The organism is Paracoccus mutanolyticus (genome assembly GCF_003285265.1).
Classification (GTDB): domain Bacteria; phylum Pseudomonadota; class Alphaproteobacteria; order Rhodobacterales; family Rhodobacteraceae; genus Paracoccus; species Paracoccus yeei.
This window is the reverse complement of the sequence record NZ_CP030239.1, coordinates 2,254,645-2,272,500: the sequence shown is the minus strand read 5'-3', so window position 1 is coordinate 2,272,500 and position 17,856 is coordinate 2,254,645. Positions and strand designations below refer to the sequence as shown.

Sequence of the window (17,856 nt, the reverse complement as noted above, 5' to 3'; positions counted from 1 at the left end):
CGAGGCATTGGTCGTCACCGCCAGGGCTACCTCTCCGATCCGCGACAGGATCGCCAGATAGATCGCCACATCCGCCAATGCGAACATGGCAGGGCCGCTGACCGTGCCCCCCGGCCGCAGATGGCCGTGCTGGACGATCAGCGCGGGCGGTCAGCGGTCGTCCAGCGATTCGACCCGGATCTGGCCCGCGACCTGGGGAAAGGCCTGATCCGCAATCGGTTGTGGCCGCATCCATCGCCACCATGCGCCCCAGCGCCCTGCGGCGGGCAGAGTGGCGGCCGCGCCTGGAAAGCGCAAGAGCCCGGTCCCGGATCAGCCCAGGGCGGCCAGCCAGGGAAAGGTTTCCAGCAGCCAATAGGCAAAGCTGGGGAAGGCCCCGGTCAGCAGCGCAAGGCCCACCACCACCAGCAGCGCGCCCATGATGCGTTCGATCAGCTTCAGATGCGGCTTGATGCGGTTCATCAGCCCGATTGCCCGGTTGACGAAGATGGCGGACAGCAGGAACGGGATGCCCAGGCCCAAGGCATAGACCGCCAGCAGCGCGACGCCCCGCTGCGCCTCGGCCCCGGTCGCTGCCAGCGACAGGATCATGCCAAGCTGGGGGCCGATGCAGGGGGTCCAGCCAAAGGCAAAGGCCAGGCCCAGCAGATAGGCCCCAAGGGAACTGCCCCCCTTGTCGCCTGCGTCGATCCGCGCCTCGCCATCCAGAAACGGGATGCGGATCAGGCGCAGGAAATGCAGCCCCATGACGATCACGACCAGTCCCGCACCGCGCGCGAGCCACTCCTGCCATTGCAGGAACACCCGCCCGAAGGCCGAGGCCGCCATGCCCATCAGCAGAAAGACGGTCGAGAGCCCCAGGATGAAGAACAGCGCCGGAACCACCGCGCTGCGTTCGCCCGCGCGCAGACCGCCGACCCCGACTCCGGTCATATAGGCCAGATAGGGGGGGACGACCGGCAGGACGCAGGGCGACAGAAAGGACAGGATGCCGGCCAGCAGCGCAACCATCGCGGCGGGCAGGAAGGCGGCGTCTGCAAGCTCGATTCCCAACATGCCGCGCAGATTGCGCCATGAAAAAGGCGCGGGAAAGACCCCGCGCCTCAATCTTGTGTCATCTGCGACAATCAGCCCTGCGACCACCAGCCGCGCCGCTTGGGCCGTGACGGCTCCTCGGCGGTCATCGCGGGTTCCGGCTCGGGCTGCGGCGCGGCGGGCTCGACGCTTTCCGCCACCTCGGGCTCCGCGCTTTCAGGCTCGACGGCCATCGGCTCCGGGGTCGCCTCGACGGGGGCGGGCGCCTCTTCGGCCACGGCCATCGGCTCGGCGGGCACGGCCTCAGCGTCCGGTTCCGGCGCGGGCGCAGGCTCAGCTTCCGCAACCTCTGCCACGACCTCATCCGGCTCGGGCTGCACGTCGGCAATCGGCAGGTCGGTCAGATCGACAGGCGCGGCGGGTTCCGCGGCAACCTCGGCCTGCTCGCCCTTGCGGCGGCGCGACCGGCGGCGGCGCGAACCGGCGCCCTGCTCGTCGCTCTCGGGTGCCGCTTCGGGTGCGGCCTGCTCCTCGGCCTCGGCTTCTCCCTCGGCAACCTCGGGCGCGTCGGTTTCGTCACCCCCCTGCCCTTCGGCTTCGCCATTGCGGCCATTGCGACGGCGACGGCGGCGACGACGACGCTTGCCGTTCTCGCCACCCTCGTCGCGGTCGCCGCGCAGTTCCTCGGACTGGGCGTCATCGCCCGCAGCGCCGGACTCGTCCGCCGCGGCATCCTCGACTTCGGCGGTCAGGTCCTCGCCCTCATCCTCGGACGTGTCTTCCTCGTCGATCTGGGCCATCAGCCGTGCATCGACCGAAACGACGGGATGCGTCACCTCGGGCACGTTCCGCGTCGCGGTCTTGAACTTCTCGATGGCATAGTCGGGCGAGATCAGCGACGGGTCCGCCTCGACCCGCACCGACATGCCATAGCGCGTCTCGATGCCGGCGATATGCTCGCGCTTGGCGTTCATCAGGAAGTTCGCGACGGCGACCGGCGCCTTGACAAGCACTTCGCGCGAACGCTTGCGGGTGCCCTCTTCCTCGATGGCGCGCAGGATGGTCAGCGCCATGCTATCGTCGCTGCGGATCAGCCCGGTGCCGTGGCAATGCGCGCAGGGCTGCGTGGTCGATTCCAGCATGCCCGGACGCAGGCGCTGGCGCGACATCTCCATCAGGCCAAAGCCCGAGATGCGGCCGACCTGGATCCGCGCCCGGTCGGTCTTGAGCTTGTCCTTGAAGCGCTTCTCGACGGCGGCGTTGTTGCGCCGCTCCTCCATGTCGATGAAGTCGATGACGATCAGCCCGGCCAGGTCGCGCAGGCGCAACTGGCGCGCCACCTCATCGGCGGCCTCCAGGTTCGTCTTCAGCGCCGTATCCTCGATCGAGCCTTCCTTGGTGGCCCGGCCCGAGTTCACGTCGATGGCGACCAGCGCCTCGGTCACGCCGATGACGATGTAGCCGCCCGACTTCAGCTGCACGACCGGGTTGAACATGCCCGCCAGATAGCTTTCCACCTGGTAGCGCGCGAACAGCGGCATCTGGTCCTGGTAGTGCTTCACGTTCTTGGCGTGGGACGGCATGATCATCTTCATGAAGTCCTTGGCCGTGCGATAGCCGCGCTCGCCCTCGACCAGAACCTCCTCGATTTCCTTCGAGTAGATGTCGCGGATCGTGCGCTTGATCAGGTCGCCTTCCTCATAGACCGGCGCGGGGGCGATGGACTTGAAGGTCAGTTCGCGGATCTGCTCCCACAGCCGCATCAGGTATTCATAGTCGCGGCGGATCTCGGTCCGGGTGCGCTGGCTGCCGGCGGTGCGGATGATCAGCCCGGCGCCTTCCGGCACCTCCAGCTCGGACGCGATTTCCTTCAGCTTCTTGCGGTCGGCGGCATTGGTGATCTTGCGGCTGATGCCGCCGCCGCGCGCAGTGTTGGGCATCAGCACGCAATAGCGGCCGGCCAGCGACAGGTAGGTGGTCAGGGCCGCGCCCTTGTTGCCGCGCTCTTCCTTGACGACCTGGACCAGCATGATCTGCCGGACCTTGATGACTTCCTGGATCTTGTAGCGGCGCGCGCGGGGCTGGCGCTTCGGCGCGCTGATCTCCTCGGCCACATCCTCCTCGGCGACGGATTCGATGCCGTCGTCCTCGGCGGTTTCCTCGTCGGCGTGCTCCTCCTCGGGGGCGGGCTCGGACGCAGCCTCGGGCAAGGCGGCATCGGGTGCGATGGCTTCTGCCTCGGGCTCGGGGTGGAAGCTCTCGGCAGGCCCACCGTCGCCTTCGGTCGGATCGACGATGGCCATGCCCGCGATGTCCTCGGACACTACCGCGTCGCCCGCATCGGCGACGGCGGGCTTGGGCCCCTTGCGGCGGCGCTGGCCGCGCTTGGGCTTTTCGGCCTCGTCATTCTCGGCGGCGGCGGCCTGGCGCTCTTCCTCCAGCAGCGCCTTACGGTCGGCGGCGGGGATCTGATAGTAATCCGGGTGGATTTCGGCAAAGGCCAGGAAGCCGTGGCGGTTGCCGCCGTAATCCACGAAGGCCGCCTGCAGCGAGGGCTCGACCCGCGTCACCTTGGCCAGATAGATGTTGCCCGCAAGCTGCCGCTTGTTGACCGTCTCGAAGTCAAACTCTTCGACTTTGGTTCCATCGACCACGACAACCCGAGTTTCCTCGGCATGCGTGGCGTCGATCAGCATTTTTTTTGACATGTTTCCGATTTCCGGGCAGCAGGCCTGGTCCGCGCATGGGCGGCGCCATGATCCCGCTGCTCATTGTAAGAACGCGACGCGGCACGCTGACAGCAGCAATCGCGGCATCGGGAAATTTTCCCCGGTGCCGTTCCCGATCAAGCTGCGCTGCGCGATCCATCGCGTCTGTTTACCTTTCTTGGCCCAAAGCGCAGCACCTGCGCCCCGGACGGCGATACGAATGCCCAGAGGCCCCGGGGGGCATGGGCGCTGATTTTTCCGCGCACCCGCCGTCACCCCTGTTCGGGCCGTGACCGGCTGACACGCTGCGAAACTGGCGGGGACGAACAACCATGAATTGCGACAGGCCGCCCCTTGGGGCGAAGATAGCGGGGAAGACCGCGCAGTTACAATCGGTTTTTCTGCGGCGGCCGACTTTAGCCGCCGGCCGGTCGCACGGCCTGCGGCATATCCGGGCAGAAGAGGCTACAGGTAATCGCTGCGGCTCAGCCCGTATTTCGCCATCTTCTCGTTCAGCGTCCGGCGCGGCAGGCAAAGCTCGTCCATCACGGCGGCGATGCTGCCCTTGTGGCGGCGCATGGTGTTGTCGATCAGCATCTTCTCGAAGCTTTCGACGTATTCCTTCAAGGGCTTGCCCTCGGTCGTGGTGGCTTCCTGCGTGTCCTCGCCATCCGCCATCAGCAACGAGGCGATGGAGCCCGAGCCGCGCCGGTTCTGCAACACTGCCCGCTCGGCCACGTTGATCAACTGCCGCACGTTCCCGGGCCAGGGCGCCTGCAACAGCTGCGCGGCCTCCTGCGCCGTGACCTGAGGCGGCTCGCAGCCGTATTCCTCGGAAAACTGCTCGGTCATGCGGGTGAACAGCGCCAGGATGTCCTCGCCGCGCGAACGCAGCGGCGGCAGGGTGATCTTCAGCGCGGTCAGGCGATAGAACAGGTCGGGGCGCAGCGAATCCTCGGCCTTGCGGCCCTCGCCCCGGGCATTGGAAATGGCGATGATCCGGGTTTCGGCCGGGCTGCCCTGCTCGGCGATGAAAGCCAGCAGCCGCGCCTGAAGCCCGTCGGACAGCGCCTCGATGTCCTCGAGGCAAAGCGTGCCCCCGCGCGCTTCCTCGACCGCAGGCAGCCCGTTCTCGACCGGGCCGAACAGCTTCGCCGCCAGAACCTCGTCGTTGTAGGCGGCGCAGGAGATCGGCACGAATTTCTTGGACGCGCGCGGCCCCACGGCGTGCAGGGCGTGCGCCACCAGCGTCTTGCCGGTCCCGGTCTCGCCGTCGATCAGGACATGGCCGTCTGCCTGGCCCAGGTCCAGGATATCCTCGCGCAGCCGCTCCATCACCGGGCTTGCACCGATCAGCTTGGACATGACCTGCTGGCCTTCCGACAGGTCGCGGCGCAGGGCGCGGTTGTCCAGCGTCATGCGCCGGGCCTGGCTGGCCTTCTTGACCAGCTCGGTCAGCCGTTCGGGGTTGAAGGGCTTCTCCATGAAGTCCATGGCGCCGATCCGCATGGCCTCGACCGCCATCGGCACGTCGCCATGGCCGGTGATCATGATGACCGGCAGACCCGAATCGATCCCCATCAGGCGCTTAAGGAAGGCCATCCCGTCCGTCCCCGGCATGCGGATGTCCGAAATGATGACCCCCGGCCAGTCCGCGCCGATCACCTTCAGCGCGTCGTCGGCGCTGGCGAATGTCTCGGTGTCGAAGCCCGAAAGCGCCAGCCACTGGCTGATCGATTCGCGCATGTCGGGTTCATCGTCAACAACGGCAATCTTCATCGTGCGGCTCATGCGCGCCTACCTTTCCTTATTCCGCCGCCAGCTGCGTTCCGGCCCGTCGGCCCGGATCATGCAGCGGCAGCTCAAGTTCGAATACGGCCCCGCGGCCCCGCTCGTCCTCCGCGTTGTGCGCGGTCAGGCGTCCTCCGAAATCGGCCGCGATCCCGGACGAGATCGCCAGCCCCAAGCCCGTACCCTCGCCGGGTTTCTTGGTCGTGAAGAAGGGCTCGAACAGCCGTTCCAGGTCGGATACGCCCGGACCATTGTCCCGAACAGACAAGAATGCGTGAGAGCCCGAACTGACCGTGATCTCGATCGCCGGTTCGCGGACGCCCTTGATGGCGTCGATCGCGTTGCGCAGCAGGTTGATGATGACCTGCTCCAGCCGGATGCGGTCGCAATAGACCATGACCGGATAGCGCGGGATATTGCGCTGCAGCCGGATCGTGCGGCCGCGCACTGCGGCTCCTCTCACCAGCGCGCTGGACAGGGCGAGCAGTCGAGGTCCAGGCGCGGTGGTCGGCGCTCCACCCGGCAAAGCAGAAGATGCTTCACTGCATCAAAGCTGATCGCCCCCATCCGGAGGGCCTGCGTCACGGCAGCCCGCAGATCGGCGAGATCGAAAGTCTCCAGAAGCCGCAGAACCTGGACATATTCGCGTCGGCCATGGCGGTTCATCCGCGCCTGCACAGCCGGCAGACATCTCGCCCAGCGCGGCCAGCTTGCTGGATTGCTGCACGGTCTGCTCGGCCACGCGCAGCTCGCGCTGGACCCGCTCGCGTTCGGCGATCTCGCGCGTCAGGCGCTGGTTCAGGGCGCGCAAGTCGGCCGATTCGCGCATATACGCCGCCGATTCCACCCGGGCGCGGCGCGACAGCAGGTAGAACACGGCCGCCAGCAGGATGGCGAAGCCCATGATGACCAGCGCCAGCACCGCATTCACCCGCTCGCGCACCGACTCGTAGGTGGTAAAGGCGATCATCTTCCAGCCGCGGAACGGGATGCGCGTCTCGGCCTGCATCACCGCCTTGCCCTGCACATAGGCGTCGGCCGGGGGCGAGGCCCAGTCGGCCGTCACCTGAAAGGCCCGCGCGATGGCCGAGGGGGCGGAACGCACCGCCAGCGCCTCGGGAACGGTCAAGCCCCGCCAGCGCGGTTCGGTGGACAGGATGATCTGCCCCTCGCTGTCGGTGACGGCGATGGCGTCGGAAATACCCGCCCAGGACCGCACCAGCCGCGTCAGGTCCGCGCCGACGACGACCACGCCCAGCGTGCGCCCGTCCGCCACCACCGCCCGGGAATAGGCGAATTCATAGGCGCCCTGCGGCGAAGGCGAGACGGTAAAGACCGTGTCCTTGGACCGCAGCGATTCGACATAGAAGGGCTCTTGCACATAATTCGTGCCGATCAGGTTGCGATCGGTCGACCCCACCGTGCGCCCCGAGGCATCCAAGAGCCGGATCGAGGCCGCGCCGATTTCCTTCTGGGCCGAGATCAGCCGCGCCGAGGTGCCCGAGAAATCCTTGGCCATCAGCGCCGAAATCAGCGCCGGGTCGCGCGCCAGCAGTTGCGGCACGACCGAAGTGCGCTGCAGTTCCGACAGCAGGTTGCCCGTATACAGCGCCGAACGCAGTTCCGTCCGGACCCGGGTGTTTTCCGAAAACCGCGCCGTCAGCCAGCCGTTGGTGAACCAGATGGTGCCCACCGCCAGCACCAGCAGGGCCCCGATGATGCCGCGCAGACCCCATCGGCCCGCCCGGCCTTCGCGGCTGGCGGCGGCTGAACCGCTGGATGGTCGATCTCGTGCATATCCCTCCGGCATCGCCTTGGCGGGCGACGATTCAGTCTAGTGCGCGAAGGGCTCCCGCTCAAGTCAGGCGGTGGCAAGCTCTTGCACGACCGAGGCAAAAAGCCGTGCGCCATCCGTCCCGCCATGGGCCGGCTCGGCCGCCCGCTCGGGATGGGGCATCATGCCCAGCACGCGGCGGTTTTCCGACAGTACGCCGGCGATGTCCAGAACCGAGCCGTTGATCGCCGGCGCATAGGCAAAGGCGATCCGGTCCTGGTCCTTCAGCGCGGCCAGCCCCTCGGGATCGATCTGGTAATTGCCGTCGTGATGCGCCACGGGCAGGCGGATATGCTCGCCCGGGGCATAGGCCCGGGTATAGGGGCTGCTGGCGCTGGCGACGGTCAGCCCGACCTCGCGGCAGATGAACTTCAGTTCCGAGTTGCGCATCAGCGCGCCCGGCAGCAGGCCCAGTTCGGTCAGGACCTGGAAGCCGTTGCAGATGCCCAGCACGAAGCCGCCCCGCGCGGCATGGTCGCGGATCGCCGGCGCGATGGGCGAATGGGCGGCGATGGCGCCGCAGCGCAGATAGTCGCCAAAGGAAAAGCCGCCCGGTACCGCGACCAGATCCACCCCTTGGGGCAGGGCCGTGTCCTTGTGCCAGACCCGCGCCACATCCGCCCCCGCCTGCGTCAGCGCGACGGCCAGGTCGCGGTCGCAATTCGAACCGGGAAAGGTGATGACGGCGGCTTTCATGGCGGACACTCCGTTTTGCTCGCGCTTCCCTTACTCCAGGACCGCCCGCATGTTAAGCCGCCTTGAACGCGCGAAACCAGACGGGCACGCGCGCGACACCGGCTTTCACTGTTTTCCAAATACCCATGCGTGCGCGCCAGCGGCACTGCCGCATGGGTATTTTGCAACGAGGAAGACCGAGGCCGCGTCCCACCCGCAACGCCGGGCTATCGTTCGCACAAAAGGAAGGGGCCGAGGTTTCCCCCGGCCCCGCACCTGTCCCTGAAAGCGATCAGGCCAGCGCCTTGTTCAGGTATTCGTCGACCTTTTCCAGATACCCCATGGTGGTCAGCCACTTCTGGTCGGGCCCGACCAGCAGCGCCAGGTCCTTGGTCATGTAGCCGTCCTCGACGGTCTGCACGGTCACGCGCTCCAGCGTCTCGGCGAAGGTCTTCAGCGCCTCGTTGCCGTCCAGCTTCGCGCGGTGCTTGAGGCCGCCGGTCCAGGCAAAGATCGACGCGATCGAGTTGGTCGAGGTCTGGTTGCCCTTCAGGTGCTCGCGGTCATGGCGCGTCACGGTCCCGCCCGGATCTTCGCCGAACGGTTCCCGTCCGGCGTCACCCAACCGTATATGCGACGCAGCTCGCGCTGCGCGACGGTGTCCGCTGCAGTCGCCATCGTGTCTTGCAGGCCCAGACGCCGCCCGACCATTTCAGGCGCTGGCCACCATGTCGTCGATCAGCCGGTGTTCGTAATGGATGCCGGCGGCCTTGAACTTGTCCTGGAACTCTTCCTCATAGACCTTCTGGAACAGGTCCTTGAAGCGGCCGTCATAGGCTTTCAGGATGGTGTTCTTGGTGGACAGATAGACCGGCCAGCCCTTCATCAGGCCATAGTTCATGGACGACCGGGCAAAGTCGATGATCGACTGGTCCAGGTTGTACATGCCCATGACGACGCCGGAACCGGGCGACTGGAACACCTCGCGCTCGATCACCTCGCCGTCCTCGCCGACGAATTTCAGCGTCAGCGTGCCCTTGCCGGGGAAGCGGAAATCGGTGGCGCGGTACTGGTCGCCGAAGGCGTGGCGGCCGACGACGATGGGCTGGGTCCAGCCGGGAACCAGGCGCGGCACGTTCTTGCAGATGATCGGCTCGCGGAAGATGACGCCGCCCAGGATGTTGCGGATGGTGCCGTTGGGCGATTTCCACATCTGCTTCAGGCCGAATTCCTCGACCCGCTGCTCATCGGGGGTGATGGTGGCGCATTTCACGCCGACGCCGTACTGCTTGATGGCGTTGGCCGCGTCCACGGTGATCTGGTCGTTGGTGCGATCGCGCTCCTCGATGCCCAGGTCGTAGTATTTCAGGTCGATGTCCAGATAGGGAAGGATCAGCTTTTGCTTGATGAAGTCCCAGATGATCCGGGTCATCTCGTCGCCGTCGAGTTCGACGACGGGGTTCTCTACCTTGATCTTCGACATGGGTGGTCCCTTCGGTTAGGATTCGGCTGACCGCCCTATAGCGAGAAAGAACGCCAAAGGAAAGGCTGGTATGCGATTGCATACAGTCCCCAGCCTACCGGGCGAAAAACCCCCGCGCGCTTTCGTCCAGCCAGGTCCACAGGGTCGGTGCGCCCCGCTGGATGCGCAGGCCCACGCGCTCGACCAGCTGCTCATAGGTCACACGGTATTCGATCCAGGAGCCGCCGCCGCAGGCGATGTTCTGCATGACCGGCTGGGCCCGGTCCAGAGCCTTGGCAAAGACCGCATCCGGGGTCTCGTTCGCCTCGAACTCGGCCCAAAGCGCATGCAGCTCGGCTCCCAGCGGCTGGGGCAGCAGGCCGAACAGCCGTTCGGCGGCGGCCTCCTCGGCCGCCAGCTGGGCCGCGCCGTGGTGCGCGGCGCCGTTCAGCGCATGGATCGGCACGTCGCCCGCGTCGATCTCGACCAGATCGTGCAGGATCAGCATGCGAATGACCCGGCCGATGTCCACCTCGGGCCCCGCGACGGGCGCCATGACCAGCGCGTAAAGCGCCAGGTGCCAGCTGTGTTCGGCGCTGTTTTCCCGGCGAGAGCCGTCGCAAAGCGTGCTGGCGCGCAGCACCGACTTCAGCCGGTCGGCCTCGGCCAGAAAGGCCAGGCGGCCGGCCAGACCGTCGGGCGGAGGGGTGCCGTCCAGCATCCCCTGCCCCGCCGCCATCGCCTCGGGCCACTCCTGCCACAGCCGGGCGCAGCGGCCGCGCGTCATGTTGTCGCGGGCGATGCCCAGATGGCCGGGCAGCGGCCGGGGCGCGGACAGGACCTGGAACAACGGCTGGACGTGGTCCATGCGCTTGGCGAAACGGGCGTCGGGGGTCAGGGCGGCCTCGAACTCCTGCCACAGCGCCAGCAGGCGCGCGCCATCCGGCAGCAGGCCGAACAGGCGGCAGGCGGCGGCACGTTCCGCCGCCTCGACCGCGGCCGCGTCGTGGTCCAGGTGAATCGGGTGGTCGCCGCAGTCGATCTCGACCAGATCGTGCAGCAGGATCATCGCGATGGCCCGGTCCGAGCCGCCGAAGACCAGCGCGTAAAGCGCGACGTGCCAGCTGTGCTCGGCGCTGTTCTCGGGCCGCGACAGGTCCATCAGCACGTTCGCCCGCTCGACCGACTTCAGCCGGTCGGCCTCGGTCAGGAAGGCGAAGCGCGCCGTCAGGTCCGACATGGCCTAGCGCGTGCTTTCGGTCAGCCGGCGGCGGACATAGGTCTGCACCTTGTCGATCATCGGCTTCATGTGCACCTCGTCGTCGCGGAAGAAATGGTCCGCGCCCTCGATCTCCTCGTGGGTGATGGTGATACCCTTCTGCTCGCGCAGCTTGCCGACCAGGGTGTGGGTGTCCTTGGGCGGCGCCACGCGGTCGGCGGTGCCGTTGATGATCAGCCCCGAGGACGGGCACGGCGCAAGGAAGCTGAAATCGTACATGTTCGCCGGCGGCGCCACGCTGATGAAGCCGGTGATTTCCGGGCGGCGCATCAGCAGCTGCATGCCGATCCAGGCGCCGAAGGAAAAGCCCGCGACCCAGCAATGCTTGCTGTTGGGGTTCATCGCCTGCAGGTAATCCAGCGCCGAGGCGGCGTCGCTGAGTTCGCCGATGCCCTGGTCGAATTCGCCCTGGCTGCGGCCCACGCCGCGAAAGTTGAACCGCATGACGGTGAAACCCATGCGGTGAAAGGCATAGTGCAGGTTATAGACGACCCGGTTGTTCATCGTCCCGCCGTATTGCGGATGCGGGTGCAGCACGATGGCGATGGGCGCGTCGGGATTGGCCTGCGCGTGGTAGCGCCCCTCGAGACGACCGTCGGGACCGGGGAAAATCAGTTCGGGCATGGGCTTCCTTTGAAACTCGGGTTTCTTGACCCTGTGGCGGCTGGGCTCTAGATCGTCAATCTGGGAAGCGCGGCTGAATCAGGCAAGACCGGGCACCGGCAAGACGCAGTCATGCACGGCGCTGGCGGATTAGCTTGATCCCTGTCTTGCGTCAACAAGGGAGACCGGGATGAAACTGTCCACAAAGGGCCGCTATGCAATGGTCGCGCTGGTCGATCTGGCCATCGCCAAGGGCGACGACCTGACCTCGCTGGCCGAGATTTCCAAGCGCCAGGACATCTCGCTGCCCTATCTTGAACAGCTGTTCGTGCGGCTGCGGCGCGCCGGGCTGGTGGAATCGGTGCGCGGCCCCGGCGGCGGCTATCGCCTGGCGCGGGCCCCCGAAACGATCCGCGTGGCCGACATCCTGGGCGCGGTGGACGAAACCGTCAGCGCGCTGCACATCGGCGCGGGGGCCTCGGGCGGGATCTCGGGCTCGCGCGCGCAGACCCTGTCGAACCGGCTGTGGGAGGGGCTGTCGGCGCATGTCTATGTGTTCCTGCACAACCACACCCTGGCGGACGTGGCCAAGAACCAGTTGCTGCCCTGCCCCGCCCTGCCCAAGATCCTGTCCATCGTGGACGACTAGGCCGCGCCCCCCCGGGGCGGGGCGCGCGGCAATCCTATTGTTCGGGCAGGTCTTCGAACAGCGTGCCGATGGCGACGGTCTTTTCCGGGACGTTCAGGTTCGGGTCAGAGGCGATCATCACCGGATTGGGCGCATCGGGCAGGATCGACAGGATGCCATTCTGGCCGATCGCCACGCGCTTCTGGTGATAAAGCCCGACCGAGGGCATCAGCGCGACCCCCTCGAACCCCTCGGGAACGGTGAATTCCATCGTCACGGTGCCGTTCTTGCCCTCGGGCTTGTATTCCGGGATGGCGGCATAGATCCCGGTCGACTGGCCGCTGGTCTTCATCAGCTCGCCCCACAGGGTGTAGGGATAGCCCTCGACCAGGTTTTCGTATGTCACCTCGGCCACGATCCTGCCGCCCTCGCCCGGCAGCGCCCGGTCGCCGTCCGCGGCGTCCTTGGCGGTCACCGCGATGCGCTGGATCGCGTGGACCTGCACCACCGTCGCCGCGCTTTCGGTGTCGCGGATCTGGGCGATGGGCGTGGCATCGGCCAGGTTCGCGGCATCGACCTTGCCGTCGTAAAGCGTCAGGTAGACGGCATAGTCGATATTGTAGCGGGTGCGGTTCTGCGGCACCGGGAACAGAAAGCTGGTCTTGCCGCTGGCCGCCTCGGGCGTCAGTTCGGCAAAGGCGGGCTCGCCCACCAGCCGCTGCTCGCCTATGTGATAAAGCTGCGCGACCAGGGTATAGGTCCGGCCAGGCACCAGCCCCTCATAGGCCACATCGTCGCGGGCGATGCCGCCGGTGCGCATGAAGAAGCGGTTGTCGTCGGAATCCTCGACCACGGTGCTGGTCAGCGTGACCGCGCCGTCCTGGGCCAGGGCCGGGTGAACAAGGCCGGCAAGCGCCAGCACGGCGGCGGCGGCGATCCTGCGGGCATGAGGTCTGATATGTGCATCTTGTGTCATGCGGCCCCGCTAGCCAGATCGGCCGAGTCGGTTCAAGCCGGTTGTTCCCGTGCAGGCGGCGCGGCGCCGACCCCGCCGGCATCTCCGGCGATATCCGGCTGATCCGCAGCGCGCCCCCGACCCGCCCGCCATCCGTCCGGGCCGTCATGGTCACGTCACCATTCCTTGCGAAATCCGCAAGGTGCCCCTAAATGAGCCACTTCATCCGCCCCGCCCCCTTACGAGGACCGCCATGCCCGATCTGCAAACGCCCCATTACCTGATCGACCTGGCGCGGCTGCGGGTGAACATGGAACGCATCCAGACCCTGCGCCAGCAGTCCGGCGCCAAATGCCTGCTGGCGCTGAAATGCTTCGCGACCTGGTCGGTCTTCGACGTCATGCGGCCGTTCATGGACGGCACCACCTCGTCCAGCCTGTACGAACTGCGGCTGGGACACGAGGAGTTCGGCGGCGAGACCCATGCCTATTCCGTCGCCTGGGCCGATCACGAGATCGACGAGGCGCTGGGTTACGCCGACAAGATCATCTTCAACTCGCTGGGCCAGCTGGATCGGTTCGGCGCCCGCGCCAGGGATCGCGGCATCGCCATGGGCCTGCGGCTGAACCCGCGCTTTTCGACCAGCGGCTTCGACCTGGCCGACCCGGCGCGCCCCTTCTCGCGCCTGGGGGAGTGGGACCTGCCGCGTCTGGAATCCGCGCTCGACCGCATCAACGGCGTGATGATCCACTACAACTGCGAAAACCGCGACTTCGACCTGTTCGATGCGCAGCTGTCGCGGATCGAGGCCGAGTTCGGGGGCTTCCTGGAAAAGCTTGACTGGGTATCGCTGGGCGGCGGCATCCATTTTACCGGCGACGACTATCCGCTGGACCGGCTGGCCGCGCGGCTGCGCGCCTTTCAGGAGCGGTTCGGCGTCCAGCTTTACCTGGAACCGGGCGAGGCCAGCATCACCAAGGCCGCCAGCCTGGAGGTCACGGTGCTGGACCTGATCCACAACGGCAAGGACGTGGCCATCGTGGACAGTTCCATCGAGGCGCATATGCTGGACCTGCTGATCTATCGCGAAACCGCCAAGCTGCCGCAGGAGGGCGAGCACGCCTATCAGGTCGCGGGCAAGACCTGCCTGGCCGGCGACATCTTCGGCGAGGCGCGCTTTCCCGCGCCCCTGAAGGTCGGCGACCGCATCAGCATCGCGGATGCCGCGGGCTATACGATGGTCAAGAAGAACTGGTTCAACGGCGTCGCCATGCCCGCAATCGCGATCCGGGACGAAAACGGCACGATCCGCGAGGCGCGCCGCTTCGGCTATGACGATTACAAGGCCAGCCTGTCCTGACAGGCGCCCCCTTCCCTGCCCGAAAAGGAGATCGAATTGCCCAAGAACGTGCTCATCATCGGCGCCGGCGGCGTCGCGCAGGTGGTCGCGCATAAGCTGGCGCAGAACGCCCGCGAATTCGGAACGCTGCATATCGCCAGCCGCACTGTCTCAAAGGCCGAGCAGATCGCCGCGAGCATCCGTGACAAGGGCCATTCGGTCGCATTCACCGCCCATCCGCTGGACGCCATGGACAGCGCCGCCGTCGCCGCGCTGATCCGCAAGATCGACGCGGGCATCGTCATCAACGTGGGCTCGGCCTTCGTCAACATGACGGTGCTGCAGGGCTGCATCGACGCGGGCGCGGCCTATATCGACACCGCCATCCACGAGGACCCTAAGAAAGTCTGCGAAACCCCGCCCTGGTACGGCAATTACGAATGGAAGCGGCGCGAGGACGTGGCCAAGGCCGGGATCACCGCGATCCTGGGCGCGGGCTTCGACCCCGGCGTGGTCAATGCCTATGCCCGTCTGGCTGAGGACGAGTATTTCGACAAGATCGACTCGATCGACATCGTCGACATCAACGCCGGCAGCCACGGCCGCTATTTTGCCACCAACTTCGACCCCGAGATCAACTTCCGCGAATTCACCGGCACGGTCTATTCCTGGCAGAATGGCGCCTGGCAGGAAAACAGGATGTTCGAGGTCGGCCGCGAGTGGGACTTGCCCGTGGTCGGCAAGCAGACCGCCTATCTGTCGGGCCATGACGAGGTGCACAGCCTGTCGGCCCGCTACAAGGACGCCGACGTGCGCTTCTGGATGGGATTCGGCGACCATTACATCAATGTCTTTACCGTCCTGCAGAACCTCGGGCTTCTCTCCGAACAGCCGGTGAAAACCGCCGAGGGGCTCGTGGTCGTGCCGCTGAAGGTGGTCAAGGCCGTGCTGCCCGACCCGGCAAGCCTGGCGCCCGACTATCAGGGCAAGACCTGCATCGGCGATCTGGTCAAGGGCACCCGCGACGGCAAGCCGGGCGAGGTCTTCATCTACAACGTCGCCGACCACAAGGAGGCCTATCAGGAAGTGGGCAGCCAGGGCATCAGCTATACCGCGGGCGTTCCCCCGGTCGCCGCCGCTATCCTGATCGCGCGCGGCCCCTGGGACGTCAGGAAGATGGCCAATGTCGAGGACCTGCCCGCCCGTCCCTTCCTGGAGCTGCTGGGCGAGCTTGGCCTGCCCACGCGGGTGATCGACGCCACCGGCGATCATCCGCTGTAACGCCCCGGACCATCCGGGAAGCCTGTCGAACCGCGCGGCCCGCCGGGGCCGCGCGTGCCTATGGCGTGGCGGGGCAACACCTGTCATGATCGCGACACAAATCATCGTTGATTCGCGTCATGCCCGATCCATCCGACATTCCCGCCTCCGGCAAGGCCCAAGCCCCCGCCCCGCGCCTGCGCATCGGCTTTCTGCTGGCGCCGCGCTTCACGCTGTCGGCCTTTGCCACATTCGTCGACGTGCTGCGGCTGGCGGCTGACGACGGCGACGGCTCGCGCCCGATCCGGTGCCGCTGGGCGATCCTGTCCCATGACCTTGCGCCCGTGCAGTCGTCCTGCGGCATGCGGATCGAGCCGGACGAGCGGCTGGGCGATCCGGGCCGCTTCGACTATATCATCACCGTGGGCGGGCTGATCGACGGCGGCGGCGGGCTGTCGCCGGAACAGAACGCCTTCCTGCAAAAGGCGGCGGCGGCCAAGGTGGGGCTGGGCGGGCTGTGCACCGGGGTCTTCGCCCTGGCGCGGCTGGGGCTGATGGACGGCTACCGCTGCTGCGTCAGCTGGTTCCATCACCAGGATTTCCTGGCCGAGTTCGACCGGATGCGCCCGGTCTCGGACCAGATCTTCGTCGTCGACCGCGACCGGCTGTCCTGTTCGGGGGGCGTCAGCGCGGCACATCTGGCTGCCTTCCTGATCGACCGCCACCTGGGCCGGGCGGCCGCGCGCAAGGCGCTGTCGATCCTGATGATCGACGAGCCGATGGAGGGCGACCGCCCCCAGCCCGGCCTGCCGCTGGAACTGAATGCCCGCGATCCTCTGGTGCGCCGCGCCCTGCTGGCGATGCAGCAGAACCTGCATGCACCCCTGCCCATCGCCCGCATCGCGCGCGACCTGGGCGTGGGCCGGCGCAAGCTGGAACGCCATTTCAACGCCGACCTGGGCCTGCCCCCGGCGGATGCTTCGGCGCGCATCCGGCTGGCGCAGGCGCGGATGCTGCTGGCCCGCACCGACCGAACCGTCACCCGCATCGCCGAGGAAACGGGTTTCTGCGACGCCTCGCACCTGATCCGCGTCTTTCGCGAAACCGAGGGGACGACCCCCGACCTGTGGCGGCAAGAGCGCGCGCGCAACCAGCCCGCCGAGGAATGACCGGAAAAATCCGTCCTTCGCCATTGCCTTGTCCGGCAGGCTTGCCTTAACTCGACCCGCCCGGGGAAATCCCGCCCCGGTTGTGGATCGGAGGGCTATTTCTTGCAAATCGTCGGCATCTGCCGCTTTTCGCTGCTGGGCCGCGGCGACTGGGCCGCCTTCAGGACCATTCCGCCAGACAAGGCCGACGAGAACGCCGAGGCGGTCGAGGCGCGCAAGGCTTCGATCTTTGTGCCCGAGCGGCTGGAACGAAGGTTCACCACCTTCGAGCACCTGACCCTGGCCTCGATCCGGGCGCAGACCGATCCCGACTTCACCTTCGTCGTGCTGGCCTCGGAACTGATGCCGCAGCCCTATCGCGACCGGCTTGCGGCGCTTTGCGCGGCCGTGCCTCAGGTGGTGCTGCGCTTTTTCCCCGTCATCCATGCCGGCACCGCCCAGGGCCAGGTGTTCAAGGAGCTGGGAATCGACTATCGCCAGACCCTGCAGTTCCGGCTGGATGACGACGACGCGCTGTGCAACGTCTATATCCGCCGCATGCGCCAGGCGGCCGGAGGAATCGTGCCCAACGCCTTTCCCTTTGCCGCCAGCTTCCGCGACGTGCTGTTCTGTTCGGTCGGCGGCGATCACGCCGGCGTCTATCAGTGGCGATCACCGTTCTTCAGCGCGGGCGTGGCGTTGTTCCACCCCAGCGCCAGCATCTTCGGCTTTGGCCATTACGGGATGGCCGAGCGGTTCACCTCGATCTCGATCCCGGGGCACATGTCGCTTGTCACCCACAACGGGATGAACGACACGACGCTGGACGAAGGCCGGATCCGGCGCCAGAAGATGAACCTGATCGACGCCGAAACCGCCACCAAGGCCGTCGAGCGCCATTTCCCCTATCTGACGCCCGAGGCGCGGGCGGTGGCCGGGCTGCCGGTTTGATCGCGGCGCAAGGAGGAAAGGGCGTCTGGTGACCCCGACAGGACTTGAACCTGTAACCTATCCCTTAGGAGGGGATTGCTCTATCCAGTTGAGCCACGGGGCCGCCGCGCCTCTTTTGCCCTTTGGCGGCGGGATTGGCAAGCTTGCCGCGCAGGGGCAGGTGCGGTAACGGTAACATGACGCCGACC

Annotated in this window: 13 protein-coding genes, 1 tRNA gene and 4 pseudogenes (1 of these 18 only partly in view); 5 read left to right on the top strand and 13 right to left on the bottom strand. The window is 66.8% G+C overall.

The features are described 5' to 3' along the window. The 11 genes and pseudogenes from DPM13_RS12220 to DPM13_RS12180 form a co-directional block, all read right to left on the bottom strand. Positions 1–231 (bottom strand): annotated as a pseudogene (locus DPM13_RS12220) (PaaI family thioesterase) (it extends 171 nt beyond the left edge of the window). A gap of 81 nt (positions 232–312) precedes the next feature. Continuing rightward, positions 313–1,056, bottom strand: coding sequence for a cytochrome c biogenesis CcdA family protein (locus tag DPM13_RS12215; RefSeq protein WP_112888106.1), 744 nt, complete (start codon positions 1,054–1,056; stop codon positions 313–315). A 71-nt stretch (positions 1,057–1,127) separates the two neighbouring features. Further along, a complete protein-coding gene (locus DPM13_RS12210; protein ID WP_112888105.1) occupies positions 1,128–3,743 on the bottom strand; it encodes an Rne/Rng family ribonuclease in 2,616 nt (871 codons plus the stop codon). A gap of 465 nt (positions 3,744–4,208) precedes the next feature. Beyond that, positions 4,209–5,534, bottom strand: coding sequence for a sigma-54-dependent transcriptional regulator (locus DPM13_RS12205; RefSeq protein ID WP_028718011.1), 1,326 nt, complete (start codon positions 5,532–5,534; stop codon positions 4,209–4,211). 16 nt (positions 5,535–5,550) lie between these two features. Continuing rightward, a complete protein-coding gene (locus DPM13_RS23290; RefSeq protein ID WP_223251989.1) occupies positions 5,551–5,982 on the bottom strand; it encodes a sensor histidine kinase in 432 nt (143 codons plus the stop codon). 29 nt (positions 5,983–6,011) lie between these two features. Further along, positions 6,012–7,344, bottom strand: a pseudogene (locus DPM13_RS27065) (sensor histidine kinase); the annotation flags it as partial. Positions 7,345–7,395: 51 nt separating this feature from the next. Further along, on the bottom strand, positions 7,396–8,064 hold the full coding sequence (gene purQ / locus DPM13_RS12195) for a phosphoribosylformylglycinamidine synthase subunit PurQ (protein ID WP_112888104.1): 669 nt from the start codon (positions 8,062–8,064) through the stop codon (positions 7,396–7,398). A 271-nt stretch (positions 8,065–8,335) separates the two neighbouring features. Next, a pseudogene (locus tag DPM13_RS27060) lies at positions 8,336–8,632 on the bottom strand (NADP-dependent isocitrate dehydrogenase); the annotation flags it as partial. Between the two features lie 77 nt (positions 8,633–8,709). Further along, positions 8,710–9,526: pseudogene (locus tag DPM13_RS12190) on the bottom strand (NADP-dependent isocitrate dehydrogenase); the annotation flags it as partial. 94 nt (positions 9,527–9,620) lie between these two features. Continuing rightward, complete coding sequence (locus tag DPM13_RS12185; protein WP_112888103.1) at positions 9,621–10,745, bottom strand: HD domain-containing protein; 1,125 nt, start codon at positions 10,743–10,745, stop codon at positions 9,621–9,623. 3 nt (positions 10,746–10,748) lie between these two features. Continuing rightward, positions 10,749–11,408 carry an alpha/beta hydrolase gene (locus DPM13_RS12180; protein ID WP_028718016.1) on the bottom strand — a complete coding sequence of 220 codons (660 nt, stop codon included), beginning with the start codon at positions 11,406–11,408 and terminating at the stop codon, positions 10,749–10,751. A gap of 169 nt (positions 11,409–11,577) precedes the next feature. On the opposite strand from DPM13_RS12180, the gene DPM13_RS12175 reads away from it, so the two are divergent. Next, the gene (locus DPM13_RS12175) at positions 11,578–12,036 is read left to right on the top strand and encodes a Fe-S cluster assembly transcriptional regulator IscR (protein ID WP_028718017.1); all 459 of its coding nucleotides are present in this window, start codon (positions 11,578–11,580) and stop codon (positions 12,034–12,036) included. A gap of 34 nt (positions 12,037–12,070) precedes the next feature. Here the strand turns inward: DPM13_RS12175 and DPM13_RS12170 are convergent, their stop codons facing one another. After that, positions 12,071–12,991 (bottom strand): VaFE repeat-containing surface-anchored protein, encoded by a 921-nt coding sequence (locus tag DPM13_RS12170; protein WP_145963360.1) that lies wholly within the window; start codon positions 12,989–12,991, stop codon positions 12,071–12,073. 232 nt (positions 12,992–13,223) lie between these two features. On the opposite strand from DPM13_RS12170, the gene nspC reads away from it, so the two are divergent. The 4 genes from nspC to DPM13_RS12150 all read left to right on the top strand — a co-directional run bounded on the left by nspC (position 13,224) and on the right by DPM13_RS12150 (position 17,668). Beyond that, a complete protein-coding gene (nspC, locus tag DPM13_RS12165) occupies positions 13,224–14,330 on the top strand; it encodes a carboxynorspermidine decarboxylase (RefSeq protein WP_099648908.1) in 1,107 nt (368 codons plus the stop codon). A 36-nt stretch (positions 14,331–14,366) separates the two neighbouring features. After that, entirely contained in the window at positions 14,367–15,590 is a 1,224-nt protein-coding gene (locus DPM13_RS12160; protein WP_112888101.1) for a saccharopine dehydrogenase family protein, read from the top strand. Between the two features lie 119 nt (positions 15,591–15,709). After that, positions 15,710–16,738 carry a GlxA family transcriptional regulator gene (locus tag DPM13_RS12155; RefSeq protein ID WP_099648906.1) on the top strand — a complete coding sequence of 343 codons (1,029 nt, stop codon included), beginning with the start codon at positions 15,710–15,712 and terminating at the stop codon, positions 16,736–16,738. 102 nt (positions 16,739–16,840) lie between these two features. After that, complete coding sequence (locus tag DPM13_RS12150; protein WP_112888100.1) at positions 16,841–17,668, top strand: glycosyltransferase; 828 nt, start codon at positions 16,841–16,843, stop codon at positions 17,666–17,668. Between the two features lie 26 nt (positions 17,669–17,694). Here DPM13_RS12150 and DPM13_RS12145 read toward each other — a convergent pair. Beyond that, positions 17,695–17,771, bottom strand: a tRNA-Arg gene (locus tag DPM13_RS12145). Positions 17,772–17,856: the final 85 nt, after the last annotated feature.